This is a genomic window from Bacillus sp. FSL W7-1360 (assembly GCF_038592975.1).
Classification (GTDB): domain Bacteria; phylum Bacillota; class Bacilli; order Bacillales; family Bacillaceae_D; genus Shouchella; species Shouchella lonarensis.
Genome location: NZ_CP151950.1, coordinates 591996 through 605638 on the forward strand (window position 1 = coordinate 591996; position 13643 = coordinate 605638).

Below are 13643 nucleotides of genomic sequence, written 5' to 3' on the forward strand. Positions count from 1 at the left end.
TTCAGAGCCCGCCTCTTAGCGTCTAAATGTTGATTTCTGAAACGAGGTGTAGGCATGGGGCGGATTGTGCTGTTATTGTTGCCAACGTTAATTGTCATCGGAAATTCAATGTACTTACCACTATTACCAGCCATCCAAGAAAGTTTTGCAATGACTGAGCGTCAAAGTGCATGGGTGTTAAGCATTTTTACGTTAGCAGGCATTGTGGCGATTCCTTTTGGTTTATGGTTGGCCGATCGTACGAGCTTTCGCGTAGCCATGCAAACTGGATGTGGGTGTGTTATTTTAGGCGCGCTTGGCAGTGTCCTGTTTCCTGTTGTAGGTGAAAATGGATATGGCCTTTTTATTGCGGGTCGTATCGTAGAAGGATTAGGAGCGGGTAGTCTAACTGCGCTTACATATACATATGTTGGGAGTGTCGTTGCGTTTTCACAACGATTGCGGATGTTTGGTTTTCTTGAGAGAAGTAATGGACTGGCCAAGATGATGAGCCCATTGCTAGGAAGCGTCTTTTTATATACGATGTGGTCATATAGTTCATTCCTTTTGATGGGCATTGCCTTGTTCTGTCTTGGATGGTTGTCGTTTGGTGCTGTAAATGAGCAGACACAAACAGATAGAAATGAAAAAAAAGAGCAACGTAGTGTCTCGGGACAGACGAGGCTCATCGTAGTTAGTTACACAATGAGTCTTATCCATTTATTCCTTTTATATGGATTGCTCTATCATGCAACGTACATGTTCTCTCTGTTTGGGTTGTCACCTATATGGCGTGGGATACTGTTGGCATTGCCGTTTCTCGCAATGGTGCTCATCTCTTCACAAGTTGGACGATTAGAGAAGTATTCCTTTGTCTATCGAGCGCCGATGTTCTTGTTGGTATTTAGTGCAATTTTGTTATATGCTAAAGGCAGCAGCATCGCATTAATGTTGGCATTAATGGTCATCGGTGCGAGCAACGGATTAGCGTTGCCAGTTGCCAGTCAAATGCTGGCGCAAGTATCGCCGCTTTCGTTAAAGCAGCGTGCGCTTTCTGGTTTATCGATGGCTCGTTTTGCCGGTATTGCGTTTGCGCCGCTTGTGTATGCGCGTTGGATGGCGCATGATACAGGTGTGGCGTGGGGAACAACACTACTTGCTGTCGGTGCTTTTTTGCTAGTTTTTGTGCTACGTCGGCACATACAACCGCAACAAATATAAAGAGAGATTGTTTTTTAGCGTGTATAGGAGGAGAAGAAGATGATAAAAAAGATGGGGTTACACCGTTTATTTATGGTGCTGGCTGTACTTGGGATGATATTTGCTTCTCAAGCGCCAGCTGCTCAAGCAGATGCGATTACAGCAGATGTTGTCGTCACACTCGGGGAGGACTTAACTGCAGCACAACGAACAGAGATTTTAAAAAGATTGGATGTGCCTGAAGACGTCGCAACGGTTTCTGTAAGCAACGCAGAAGAGCATACGTACTTAGGAAATTATATTAGCGCAAAACAAATTGGGACGCGCGCGTTGTCATCGGCGAAGATGACGATAGAGCCGAAAGGGACGGGTGTCCAAGTCACATCTGACAACATTACGTGGGTGACAGACGAGATGTATGCAAATGCATTAATTACAGCGGGTGTCGTTGATGCAAAGATTCATGTCACTGCGCCGTTCCGTGTCTCTGGTACAGCGGCGCTTACAGGTTTGATGAAGGCGTATGAGTCTGCGGCTGATAAAGTCATTCCTGAAGAGCAAAAAACAGTGGCAACGGAAGAAATGATTCGCACAGCAGAGCTTTCTGACACTATTGGTGCCGCAGAAGCCAATGAATTAATGTCGCAGTTAAAGGAAGCATTAGCCGATGGGCGAATTGCGAACGAAGAAGACGTGCAACAACTGGTCAAAGAATTAGAAGTCAAATTAAATGTGACCATTACCGATGAAGAGATGAAGAAGCTTGAGTCACTATTTATGAAGATGAAGGATTTGAATATTGATTGGAGCCAACTTCAAGACCAGCTCGATAAAGCACGTCAATATTGGAATGACCTGATAGATATTGATATGGAAGAAGCGAAATCGTGGTTCGACAATGTGATTGCATTTTTAAAAGATGTGTTTGATGCAATTGTCGACTTTTTCCGGTCATTGTTTAGCTAATATATGTTGCAGTATTAATAAAATAAGTGAAACATTTATGATCGCTGCGGCGTATATAAAAGTGAGAAGAGGAGGGAATGACAAGTGCTTGAGTGGCTCAATATCGCAACAGTTGGTTTTATCGTTGTTTTTCTTGGAACACTGTTTTTAATAGGCGAGCTTTTAGTGCGGGCAAAAGGGGTCTTTTGTTTAATCGGTGTCGGGATGATTTCTATTTACTTCATTCATCATTTAACTGGGGATGTAGGCACATGGGTCGTTTTATTTTATGTCATCGGTCTTGCGCTCATTATTTTTGATGGCAATGTGACTTCGGATGGGACGATTGCAGCAATTGGGATTGTATTTATGATTATTGCTTTGGCAGTCCCAGCTCCTGATATGGTCTATCGTATTCTTGTCGGTATGGCAGTGATCATTGGTGCATTAGCAGCGCTCATGTTTTTAAGAGTATTTCCGAAGCGGAACATGTGGACAAAAATGACGTTGAAAGACCAACTGACATCTGAACGTGGCTACAACACGATGAACGAATCATACAAGGCGTTAGTTGGCAAAACCGGAGAAACATTGACCGTTTTTCGCCCGGCGGGGACCGTTGAGATTGAAGGGCAGCCGTATAGTGCAACAAGCGGCGGTCAATTTTTACAAGCAGGCGTCAAGGTAGAAGTTGTTTTGGTGGATGGCACAGGAATTGTCATCAAACCGTGTGAAGACAAAGAAGAAAGCTAACCCTATGTGAGGGTCGGCTTTCTCTTTTTAGGTGGTATTTTTTTTAAGGCAAAGATGGAAAGTGTCAAGGTTGCGGCAATTAGCGTAGCAATGAGTAAGATGGAAAGTAATGGTAAATCACTGTACGTCCGTACAAGCAAATCAGTTGTCAAAAATAATAATAGTGGTCCAGAGGTCGCATGTGCAGTAATCCCCCATAGATGGCGATACGTAATATGTGCGTGTGCCTCTTTTTTGAAAAGAAGGGTGATCGAGGCTACGAAAGAGATAAGAATAAAGACCCCTGTTGCATAGAGCATGTAGATCATGAGGCTAAAAATGACGACAATGATCGGTAAAAATGACTGCATGGATGTCACGGTGTCAAGCAAACGATCGCTAGATACTGAAGATCCCGCAAAGGCGTATGGGATGGTTTGCTCAGCGTCATTGGAGAAGACAAGGAGTGAGGTCGGGCCGAACACGACTCCTTGTTGGTGTTTGCTTATAAAAGAAACGATGTGTCCTTCATCGTTGGTTAACAAAAACGCGTGGTCATCAAAAAAATAAGTTTGTTCTTTCTCGATTGTAAGTTGTTGATTTTCAATGGTTACATCGACATTCGTTGAATCTAAAAAAGTGACAACTTGGTCAATTTGCTTATGTAAAGTGACGCCAAGAGACACAAAAAAAGGCATACAAGCAATGAGTAAAACAAACAGTACATGAAAAATGGTTTGTGTAATTGGGCGCATGCGGCTTGCGCTTAACATTGGGAGGTGGTATAAACTTTTTGTAATCCACTTCCAAAAATTCATAAAAAATGCCTCCCTAGATCAAAATAAGAACGGTGTAGCGTTTCCGTCCTTCAAGTTTAGCGGATGCTTTGATTGGACACAAGTAGAAATAAATGCGAAGGCAACGCTTACATAGAAATTTTTTTTGGTAAATAGAGAAATTGTAAAAAAGGTTATTTACAAACAGCCCAAGCTGTTTAATAATAGACACGGTGGGTCATGTTGAGGCTTGTCAAAGACAGTCAAAAAACATTTACATAATGAAGGGATGAGATGTGTGGAAGATTTACAGGCGTTGCTGTTTATGTTCCTAGGAGGAGTAGGGATTTTCCTTTTCTCTGTAAAGTATATGGGGGACGGACTCCAAAAAACAGCAGGCGATGGCTTGCGAAATTTGTTGGATAGGTATACGACAAATCCGTTTATGGGGTTGATGGTTGGAATTATTGTCACGATTTTATTGCAGAGTAGTTCAGCAACCACTGTCTTAACGGTTGGACTTGTAAATGCCGGCTTTATGCGACTCCGTCAATCGGTCGCAGTGATTATGGGGGCAAATATTGGGACGACAACAACGGCCTTTATTATCGGGTTAAATTTAAAAGAATACAGTTTGCCAATTATGGCTATCGGCGCATTTTTAATCTTCTTTTTCAAAATCAAAAAGGTGAATAGTATTGGACAAATCATTTTTGGTTTTGGAGGATTGTTTTATGGTTTAGCTTTAATGGGGAATAGCTTACGTCCAATAAGCAGTTGGGAACCATTTGTTGATTTTACAATTCGTATGGGTGAGCATCCTATTTTAGGCGTCATTGTAGGTGTAATTCTAGCTGTTTCTTTGCAAAGTTCGTCTGCAGCAATCGGTCTTATACAACAATTGTACGAGCAAGGTGCGATTGGTTTACAAGCTGCTTTACCAGTACTAATTGGTGATAACATTGGAACGACGATCACTGCGGTTCTCGTATCAATTGGTACGACAGTTGCCGCACGCCGAGCGGCGCTCACACATGTGATGTTTAATGTGCTCGGAGCCATTTTAGTGATGATCATCTTCCCGTTTTTTGTCAATTTTGTCGAATTCCTAGCAGGACAATTTAATTTAAACCCATCCATGCAGATTGCGGCTGCTCACGGGGTATACAACACAGCAAATGTACTGATTCAATTTCCGTTTATTGCGGTGTTGGTACTAATTGTAACGAAGCTTGTGCCGGGTGAGGAGCTTGAGCTTGATTATAAGCCAAAGCATTTAGACCCAATTTTTATCGGCAGTTCACCAGGAATTGCATTGGGTCAAGCGAAACAAGAAGTGTTGCACATGGCGAGTTATTCTCAACATGCATTAAAGCATGCGATCCGTTATATGGAAACTGGTGAAAAGAAAGATGCCGACAAGGCGTTAAAATATGAGGATGCGATCAACAATTTGGATAAAGAAATCACGGAGTACTTAATTAAAGTGTCTTCACGATCATTGTCGGCGTCCGATTCTAACACGCACTCTGTTCTTTTAAATGTCGTTCGTGACATTGAGCGGATTGGGGATCATATGGAGAACATTGTCGAATTAAAAGATTATCAAAAAGCGAACAAAGTCACGCTAAGTGATGTGGCCATTCAAGATTTAAATGAGATGTTTGAGTTGACCCACTCGACGTTACAAAGCGCAATGGATTCACTTGAACACGACGACTTAGACAAAGCGCATGAAGTATTAAAGCACGAGGAACTGATTGACAAAATGGAGAGAAAACTGCGTAAGCAACATATCGTTCGTATGAATGAAGGCGCATGTACGGGTGCTGCGGGGATTATTTTCGTAGATATCATTAGTAACTTAGAGCGAATTGGCGACCACTCTGTCAATATTGCCGAAACGGTTATTGGTGAGGAATAGCGTTTTAAAACAACGAAGGAAAAAGAGGACAGAAAAAATTGTCCTCTTTTTTTCTAAAAGCCATTGCGAAGCTGCTTAAACCATGGTATTATAGTTCTTGTCTTGATTGATCCACAGTAGCTCAGTGGTAGAGCTATCGGCTGTTAACCGATCGGTCGCAGGTTCGAATCCTGCCTGTGGAGCTTATTTTTATGGCGGTGTAGCTCAGCTGGCTAGAGCGTACGGTTCATACCCGTGAGGTCGGGGGTTCGATCCCCTCCGCCGCTATATATCTTTATGGCGATTGTGGCGAAGTGGTTAACGCACCGGATTGTGGTTCCGGCATTCGTGGGTTCGATTCCCATCAGTCGCCCCATTTTTTATTCGGACCCTTAGCTCAGTTGGTCAGAGCACTCGGCTCATAACCGATTGGTCGTAGGTTCGAGTCCTACAGGGTCCACTTTAAAGGTCAACTGACCCTTTAACATCTAACATGGAGGAATACCCAAGTCCGGCTGAAGGGATCGGTCTTGAAAACCGACAGGCGGGTTAAACCGCGCGGGGGTTCGAATCCCTCTTCCTCCGTTTGTAGTACGAGTGAAAAACCTTTAAGTCATTGATCAATGATTTAAAGGTTTTTGATTTTGAAGGATAAGGACAAGTTTGTAAAGAATCGTTTACGGAAAATAAACAAATATTAACGTCATCTCCATTGAGCGTGCATATCACACTTGTATAGTGAAAATGCACGATCATTCATGAATTGGGGAGGGCTTTTTTATATGAAATTTAAAAACTGTATTGTTGCTTTTGGTGCTGTACTCACGTTGTCTGCCGCTTATCCGGTGCAGGCGGTTGATCAACATGTTGCACCCCCGGAAGATCCATCAACAAAGACGGCTAAAAACGTCATTTTTTTAGTTCCTGATGGCTTCTCGCAAAGCTATGCATCGAGTTACCGGCTTTATAAAGAGGACGGTTTACCGATCTGGGACGAGAAGAGGATGTTACGTGGGGGCGTTCAGACGTATTCAGCTGATCGGGCGATCACCGATTCAGCAGCCGCTGCAACAGCACTTGCAAGTGGTAAAAAGACAAATAATGGGATGGTGGATCTCACACCAGACGGCAAAGAAGTGGCAACGATGGTGGATGTAGCTAAACAGCACGGAAAGCGGACAGGCCTTGTGGCGACTTCGACGATTACGCATGCGACTCCAGCCGCATTTGCGACGCATGTCCAGTCACGAAATGAGTATTTGGAAATTGCCAATCAACTTGTTCATAATGAAAATGTTGATTTGTTATTTGGTGGCGGTCGGCACGAGTTTATGCCAAGTGAAAAAGGCGGTCTCCGTAAAGATGGGCAAAACTTAATTGAAAAAGCAAAGGAATCTGGATATGGATACATTGAAACGGTAAATGATCTTGAAACTTGGAGTGGTGATGAGCAGCGGTTGCTTGGATTATTTGCCGATGAGGCGTTACAGCCGGTTTTAGAGCGAGGGCAAGAAGAGCCGAGCTTAGCTGAGATGACGACGCAGGCAATTAATTTTCTTTCGCAAGAAGAAGCCGGGTTCTTCTTAATGGTAGAGGGGAGTCAAATTGACTGGGGCGGACATGACAATGATGCTGCGTATGCAATGACAGAAATGGCGGAGTTTGATGATGCTGTAAAAGTCGCAGTGGATTTTGCGGATACAAATGAGGAAACACTGATTGTAATCGTCGCGGATCATGATACTGGTGGAATGGCTGTTCATGCGACGGATAAAGCGCATCCTTCGATGTTGCATGGCGTGAAAGCAACTGGGGGGACGATTGCTTCGAAAGTGAAGAAAAATTTTAGTAACTTGAAGAAGGTACTTGAGGATCATACGAATTTTAAATGGGATTCCTCAGAATTGAAGCGATTGAAAAAGAGCAAGGATTTCACACTGGAGTTAAATCGCATGATAAGTGAAAAGGCAGGTATTGCTTGGACAACAACGGGCCATACAGGTGTGGACGTGCCTCTTTATGCGTATGGTGTGGGAGCAGATTTGTTTTATGGAACGATGAATAATACAGATGTACCCGGGAAAATGAGCGAAGCATTAGGCATCAGCGGATTTTAAGGAGGTAGAAGCAGGCGGGGTAAGTCTTCCTACGCTTGCTTTTTTTATATAATCCAAAGGTGTATTAGATGACATTGTTTAGTGATGTGTGTTAATTTTACTCTATAAGGAGCAAAAAAGAACCTTCTACGGGACAGGTGCGAACCTGAGGCGCACATGAAATCCCCGGGAGGTTCGCACCAACAAAGTGGTATTATTTGTATGTTTATCGTCTGTATTTGGCTATTTTGAAACGTTTGTTCGAGATATTTTTGTGAAATACAAGATATTTATCCTTAGGAGAGGGCTTTAATCTCCTTTTTATGGGATAAATCGCTGTCGCACCCTGCTTGGGTGCGTGGATTGAAATCCTTCTAATAGGTTGATTGCTCCCCAAACGCCAAGTCGCACCCTGCTTGGGTGCGTGGATTGAAATAAAAAAAGATTCGCAGTAACAACGTTTGGCGACAAAGTCGCACCCTGCTTGGGTGCGTGGATCGCATCTATGAACATGAGCAAATTCATTGCGACTCACGCTGTTTTTTGTTACGATCAGGATAGATGTAAGCGATGTAAGTGCTTATGTCTAGGAAATGCTTATTTTTAAGGAGGAAGAAAACCATGGCTTATACATTACCAACATTACCTTATGCAGTAGATGCGCTTGAGCCGCATATTGATGCAAAGACGATGGAGATCCATCACGGTAAGCACCATAACACGTACGTAACGAACTTAAATGCAGCGCTTGAGGGGCATGCAGAGCTCGCAAGCAAAGACATTGAGTCGCTTGTAACAGATTTAAACGCATTACCTGAAAGCGTGCGCACGGCTGTGCGTAATAACGGAGGTGGACACGCAAACCACTCTTTATTCTGGCAAATTCTTAGCCCAAATGGCGGCGGCGAACCAACAGGTAAGCTTGCCGAGGATATTAAAGCAACTTTTGGTAGCTTTGAAGCGTTTAAAACAAAGGTTGCAGACGCTGGAAAAGCGCGCTTTGGTTCAGGTTGGGCGTGGCTTGTTGTCAACAATGGTAAGCTAGAAGTGATGAGCACACCAAACCAAGATAGCCCGTTGTCTGAAGGAAAGACACCTATTCTTGGATTGGACGTTTGGGAGCACGCATACTACTTAAACTACCAAAATCGTCGTCCGGATTATATCAACGCATTTTGGAATGTAGTCAACTGGGATGAGGTTGCGAAGCGTTACGCTGCTGCAAAATAACACAAACAAACACACCGCTAGAGGTACGTCTTTGGCGGTGTGTTTGTTGTGGATATTTGAAAAAAGGACGAAGGAGGTCTCTCGATTACAGCTCTTTCATATGCACCTGTAACTCACGAACCTTTTCCACTGACAATTGCGTTACTTTTGCGATAAAAATAACCTCAACGCCTTCACGGAGCATGCGTATTGCAGTTTCTGTTCGCTCTTCTTCAATTCCTTTCATGCGCCCTTTTTCAATTCCTTCCTCAATTCCTTTCTTCCACCCGAGGCGTTCATATGATGTCATAAAATCAGCAATGACAAACCCTTCTTCTGGCTTCAATCGGTTAATTTCCTTTGCCAATTGTTTTTCCTCCTCATCAGTTAATGTGAGATAAAAATCAAAAAACTGCATAATAAAGTGTCGTTTCATTTCCGTTAACTCTAGCTTGGTAATCAGTCGCAAAAATGCTTTTTTGCACGCAACTTTCTCTTCTACATTATACCCCATCTTTGAAAGCAATGCACAAACAGCAGGGTTCTTCATTTCGGAAAAATCCTGCCATGACAACTGGCGCAAAAATATACTCCTATAAGAGAAGGAGAAATCGGTTTTGCCGTTTAGGTGATGGGTCATTTCCTTTGGTGGTTCTTTATGCGGTGTTTCATAGCTAAAAACGGCAAGCGGCAGTACTTGGTATTCTTCATGTTCCATTAACCGTGCATGATACCGTCGCATACGGCGTAAAAAGGCTTCATCGTAGGTTGCTTGGACCTCAATATGTACAAGCACCATGGTATCTTCGCCTTTTAATTTTATTTTGACGACAAAATCGGGGCGCAGACGCGGGGTGTGGTCTCCTTCAAAATATACTTCTGTTGTCATATGTTCGAGTGGATTGAGATTCAAGCATGCTGCTTCTTCTGGAAAAAAAGCCTGCATAAACTCGGTGAAAAAGTTGTCAAGTAACTGACGGAAAAGTTGATCATGAGGTGGATGTTGCCTGGACATGGATGGAGGCTCCTTTCAGGGGATGATTCAAGGGAAGGGTATTTTAGTCTATTCGCCAAATGAAGACAAGTTCCTCCTTTTTTAATGAAATAAGCATTGATTTGCCTTTTTTAAGCCTGCATGCTGTTTTTTGGTCCCTTGACTTCTCCTCTCTGCTTGCATACCCGCACCACAATAAAGCCACACTACCCTTTAGGGAGGTGGCATCATGCGCACGAATTGGGCAACGAAATTATTTGGGCCAGTAGAAGTAACAAAAGACTTAAAGTTATTGCTCCTTATTGGTGGTCTTTACGCACTAAGTGTTGCGCTCTCCAACACGTTTGTAAATGTATTTTTGTGGAAGCAATCTGGGGAATTTATTGACTTGGCTTTGTATAATTTGATGGTAGTCATTTTTCAGCCACTTTCTTTTTGGGCAGCAGGGATGTTAACGAAGCGGATTGACCGGGCGCATGTATTGCGTATTGGTGTGGTGCTCATGTCTTTATTTTACATAGCTGTTTTACTTGCTTCACACCATGTGAATGATTATTTACTCGTATTAGGCGCGTTACTTGGCATCGGTGTTGGTTGTTATTGGCTCGCTTTTAATGTATTAACATTTGAAGTGACTGAACCTGCCACACGCGATTTTTTCAATGGCTTTTTAGGGTTACTTACTTCTTTTGCCGGGATGACAGGTCCTTTGCTCGCTGGGTTTATTATTACAAGTATGAGTGGTTACAGCGGGTATTTTATTATTTTTGCTACGTCATTGACATTGTTTCTTTTAGCCATCTTACTGACATTTTCTCTTTCAAAGAGGCATGCGCACGGACGGTTTTGTATTAAAGCTGCTTTAATGGAGCGGCAAGATAATGAAAATTGGCGTCGCATTTTAACGGCACATATTTTCGAAGGGCTACGTGAGGGGACGTTTATTTTTGTTATTGTCGTATGGATTTATGTGGTCGCTAAAAATGAATTAGCGCTTGGCATGTACGGGCTTGTGACATCGAGTATTCAGCTTGTCTGTTACTACGTGGTGGCGCGTTTCCTCAAACCTTCATTGCGTAAGAAAAGCATTCTCTTAGGGGGAATATTGCTTTATGGCGCGGTGTTTTTGCTTGTGGTGAACTTAAGTTTTACAAAACTGATGACATACGGGATCGTTATTTCTATTGCATACCCAATCCTATTAATCCCATATGTTTCGCTCACTTACGATGTCATTGGCACAGCGACAAGAGCGTCTGAATTACGCGTGGAGTATATCGTTGTCCGAGAATGGTTTATTAATATTGGTCGCATTTTATCCATCGTCTTGTTCATTGTCGCAATTACGTTGTTTGATGAAGTGTGGGCAATCCCGATTGTCCTTCTGATCGTTGGTTCAGGGCACTTGTGGTTATACTTATTTGTGCGTCGTATTCACTTGCCAGAAAGAGAACCGCCACCAGAAACAGCGATGCGCGCAGTTAATCAAGGGGACGGGAATGGGGGAACGGTGTGAGGAAGGTGTCATTCTTTGACACCGTTCACCGCACGTCTTATAATAAAAATGAAAGCACCGTGGTGTTGATACCACGGTTATCGCTGTTCGGTTAGAAATAGACGAAAGCCCCATAGGACGATGGGGTGAGGAGGAGTACCGTGACAAAATTTAAACCAAAAAAACGGAGACAAATTTCAGTGCGTTTAAATGCATTATTTGTGCTTGTTTTTTTATTGTTTGCTGCGCTTATTTTGAAACTAGGCATCGTGCAAATTGCACAAGGAGACCACTTTAAAGAAGAATTAACGAAAACAACGAGTCAAGTGGCGCATATGGACGCACCGCGCGGAAAGATGTTTGACCGGTTCGGACATGTGCTTGTTGATAATAACCTTGAACTATCGCTTACATATACGAATCCAGGTGGCGTCAAGGCAGAGGATATGCTGGAACTAGCAAAAGAGGTTGCTCAGTTGATTGAGCTAGATGTGAGTAAAGTGCGTGAGCGCGATCAGCGAGAGTATTATTATACGACATTGAATGAGAAAGAACGGAAAAAGCTTTTACCAAAAAAGGATGTTAAGCCTAAGGATGAGTATAAAGAAATCATTAAAGCCATCCCCGATGAAGTATTGGAAGGTTTATCAGACGAAGAAAACAAAGTGGCTACGATTTTTGGCAGAATGGCAAGTGGCATGACCGGTGAGCCACAGCGAATTAAGCAAAACTTAACAAAAACTGAGCAGCATAAGATTGCGGAACGACTTGATACGTTGCCACATATGGATTTACAACGCGATGCGTCTCGTGCCTATGTGTATGGGTCGACGTTTAAGCAAGCGTACGGACGAGTTGGGCAAATTCCAATTGAGGATGCGGATAGTTACTTAGCAAAAGGATACAAACGTTCCGATTATGTCGGCACAAGTTACTTAGAAGCGCAGTATGAAGATGTGTTACGCGGAAAAAAAGCGGAAGTTGCAAGCACATTTACACGCCAAGGACGTGGACCAAGTGAGAGTGAAATTGAAGAAAAGCTCGGTAGCCGCGGAAACGACCTCGAATTGACGATTGACATGGCGTATCAGCAGAAGTTGGATGAAATTGTGAAGAGTACGGTGAATGCTAATTCTTATATTGATCATCCTAGCGCCTATGCAGTTGTTATGGACCCGAAAACGGGCGATATTTTGGCGATGAGTGGGTATAAGAAAGACCGTAACACTGGGGAAGGTTATCATGATGAGATTGGGGTTATTAATGGTGCTTTTGAGCCAGGTTCAGCGATTAAAGGGGCATCGGTTTTAACGGGGTTTGAGACGGAGGTCTTTAGTCCTGGTGGAGGCATTCAGGACACTAAGCTGGAATTTAAAGGGACAAAACCTAAAGGTTCATGGGAAAACTTAGGATATGTGAATGATTTGAAAGCATTAGCGAGGTCATCTAATACGTACATGTTTTATGTAGCGATGAGGATGGCGGGTTATCAATATAGTAAAGGTAAGGCGTTCATTCCACTTACACAAGCGCAAGATGTGTCTGATGAAGTTCGTTACTACTTTAGACAGTTTGGATTAGGCGCAGATACAGGGATAGATTTGCCTGCTGCTTCTTCTGGATATACGAGCCCCTTACAAAACTCAGGGAACTTGCTCGATTTGATGATCGGACAATATGACACGTATTCTACCTTACAGCTTGGTCAATATGTGAGTACAATTGCCAATGATGGTGTACGGATGCGTCCACGTCTTGTCGGGAGGGTGCTTGAGCCGGCATCAGGTGGGGAAGAAAGGGGCGCTATTCAAATGGAGCGACCACCAGAAGTGCTGAATCGGATTGATATGAGTCTCGATCATATCAAAAGAGTGAAACAAGGATTTCGACAAGTAGTGGCAGGAAGCAATGGAACAGCGAGTTCCATGAACAGCAAAGTAGACGTACCGATTGCAGCAAAAACGGGTACGGCACAAGTATTTGCCAATGGCATAAAAGGAGAGAATATTAGTTTAGTCGGTTTTGCTCCGTACGAGGACCCAGAGATTGCTTTTGCAATCATTGTACCTAACTTGCGTCAAATGAAGCCGGCACGTCAAGCCCAAAACATCGGCATCAAACTCATTAACGACTACTTCGACCTCCAAAAAGACCGCAAATCCCCAAAAGAAGCGGATGATAAGATTGTTGAGGAAGTCGATATGTCTAGTAATTAACGCATAACAAAAACACCTGAAGTCATGGTTCACACCATCATTTCAGGTGTTCTTTGTCGTGAAAACATTCGCGCACATGTTTTCTCAATACCGCCCAC

10 protein-coding genes and 5 tRNA genes are annotated in these 13643 nt (G+C 43.2%); 13 read left to right on the plus strand and 2 right to left on the minus strand.

The genetic code is table 11. The annotated features are described in order from the left end of the window. Window positions 1–54 precede the first annotated feature (54 nt). From NSQ26_RS02955 to NSQ26_RS02965, 3 genes are all read left to right on the plus strand, one after another. Window positions 55–1200, plus strand: a complete 1146-nt coding sequence (locus NSQ26_RS02955; RefSeq protein ID WP_499719084.1) for an MFS transporter — start codon at window positions 55–57, stop codon at window positions 1198–1200. A 39-nt stretch (window positions 1201–1239) separates the two neighbouring features. Continuing rightward, window positions 1240–2145, plus strand: a complete 906-nt coding sequence (locus tag NSQ26_RS02960) for a DUF1002 domain-containing protein (RefSeq protein WP_499719085.1) — start codon at window positions 1240–1242, stop codon at window positions 2143–2145. Window positions 2146–2229: 84 nt separating this feature from the next. Beyond that, window positions 2230–2877, plus strand: coding sequence for an NfeD family protein (locus NSQ26_RS02965; RefSeq protein ID WP_499719086.1), 648 nt, complete (start codon window positions 2230–2232; stop codon window positions 2875–2877). Window positions 2878–2879: 2 nt separating this feature from the next. Here the strand turns inward: NSQ26_RS02965 and NSQ26_RS02970 are convergent, their stop codons facing one another. Further along, window positions 2880–3674, minus strand: a complete 795-nt coding sequence (locus NSQ26_RS02970; protein WP_499719087.1) for a DUF1189 family protein — start codon at window positions 3672–3674, stop codon at window positions 2880–2882. 283 nt (window positions 3675–3957) lie between these two features. On the opposite strand from NSQ26_RS02970, the gene NSQ26_RS02975 reads away from it, so the two are divergent. The 8 genes from NSQ26_RS02975 (at window position 3958) to NSQ26_RS03010 (ending at window position 8861) form a co-directional block, all read left to right on the plus strand. Further along, a complete protein-coding gene (locus NSQ26_RS02975) occupies window positions 3958–5556 on the plus strand; it encodes a Na/Pi cotransporter family protein (RefSeq protein ID WP_499719968.1) in 1599 nt (532 codons plus the stop codon). A 110-nt stretch (window positions 5557–5666) separates the two neighbouring features. After that, window positions 5667–5738, plus strand: a tRNA-Asn gene (locus tag NSQ26_RS02980). Window positions 5739–5749: 11 nt separating this feature from the next. Next, window positions 5750–5823 (plus strand) — tRNA-Met (locus tag NSQ26_RS02985). 12 nt (window positions 5824–5835) lie between these two features. Next, a tRNA-His gene (locus NSQ26_RS02990) sits at window positions 5836–5911 on the plus strand. 10 nt (window positions 5912–5921) lie between these two features. Continuing rightward, a tRNA-Ile gene (locus NSQ26_RS02995) sits at window positions 5922–5995 on the plus strand. Between the two features lie 35 nt (window positions 5996–6030). Then, window positions 6031–6120 (plus strand) — tRNA-Ser (locus tag NSQ26_RS03000). Between the two features lie 197 nt (window positions 6121–6317). Further along, on the plus strand, window positions 6318–7652 hold the full coding sequence (locus NSQ26_RS03005) for an alkaline phosphatase (protein ID WP_499719088.1): 1335 nt from the start codon (window positions 6318–6320) through the stop codon (window positions 7650–7652). 600 nt (window positions 7653–8252) lie between these two features. Then, on the plus strand, window positions 8253–8861 hold the full coding sequence (locus tag NSQ26_RS03010; protein ID WP_499719089.1) for a superoxide dismutase: 609 nt from the start codon (window positions 8253–8255) through the stop codon (window positions 8859–8861). Window positions 8862–8946: 85 nt separating this feature from the next. Here the strand turns inward: NSQ26_RS03010 and NSQ26_RS03015 are convergent, their stop codons facing one another. Next, window positions 8947–9855, minus strand: a complete 909-nt coding sequence (locus NSQ26_RS03015) for an Rpn family recombination-promoting nuclease/putative transposase (RefSeq protein WP_499719090.1) — start codon at window positions 9853–9855, stop codon at window positions 8947–8949. A gap of 208 nt (window positions 9856–10063) precedes the next feature. Between NSQ26_RS03015 and NSQ26_RS03020 the strand changes: the two genes are divergently transcribed. Both NSQ26_RS03020 and NSQ26_RS03025 read left to right on the plus strand, forming a co-directional pair. Beyond that, the gene (locus NSQ26_RS03020) at window positions 10064–11350 is read left to right on the plus strand and encodes an MFS transporter (RefSeq protein WP_499719091.1); all 1287 of its coding nucleotides are present in this window, start codon (window positions 10064–10066) and stop codon (window positions 11348–11350) included. 140 nt (window positions 11351–11490) lie between these two features. After that, the gene (locus NSQ26_RS03025; RefSeq protein ID WP_499719092.1) at window positions 11491–13545 is read left to right on the plus strand and encodes a peptidoglycan D,D-transpeptidase FtsI family protein; all 2055 of its coding nucleotides are present in this window, start codon (window positions 11491–11493) and stop codon (window positions 13543–13545) included. Window positions 13546–13643: the final 98 nt, after the last annotated feature.